Raw genomic sequence first — 586 nt, forward strand, 5'->3', positions numbered from 1 at the left:
GTTCTGGCAGATCGGCCGCGAGGTCCCCGAGGGCGTGGTTCTGGACGAGGATTTTCCGCCCAACGTCTGGCCCGCGGGCGTCGCCGGCTTCCGCCAGACCTTTCTGTCGCTGTTCGAGGGGCTGGACGAGACCGGCCGCCAGCTGCTGCGGGCCCTGGCGCCCAAGCTGGATCTGGACGAGGCCTATTTCGACCCGCTGGTCCGCCATGGGACCTCGATCCTGCGCGTGCTGCACTATCCGCCGGTGCCGGACGACGCCGCGCCCGGCGCGGTGCGTTCGGCCGCGCACGAGGACATCAACTTCATCACCATCCTGGTCGCCGCCAAGGGGGCGGGGCTGCAACTGCTCGACCGCGACGGGACCTGGCTGCCGGTCGAGACCGACCCCTCGAACCTGATCGTCGATTCCGGCGACATGCTGCAGCGCCTGACCAACGGCGTGATCCCGTCGACCACCCACCGCGTGGTCAATCCCGAAGGGCCGAACGTCAGCCGCTATTCGATGCCGTTCTTCATGCACCCCAGCTCGGCGACGCCGTTGAACTGCCTGCCGTCCTGCGTCGGGGAGGGGGCGAGATATCCCGAC

At 68.9% G+C, this 586-nt stretch carries 1 protein-coding gene; it reads left to right on the forward strand.

The annotated features are described in order from the left end of the window. A partial coding sequence (locus FOY53_RS22725) for an isopenicillin N synthase family dioxygenase (protein ID WP_146592544.1) occupies window positions 1-586 on the forward strand: 586 nt, incomplete at both ends.

The organism is Puniceibacterium confluentis, from assembly GCF_007923445.1.
Taxonomy (GTDB): Bacteria; Pseudomonadota; Alphaproteobacteria; order Rhodobacterales; family Rhodobacteraceae; genus Puniceibacterium; species Puniceibacterium confluentis.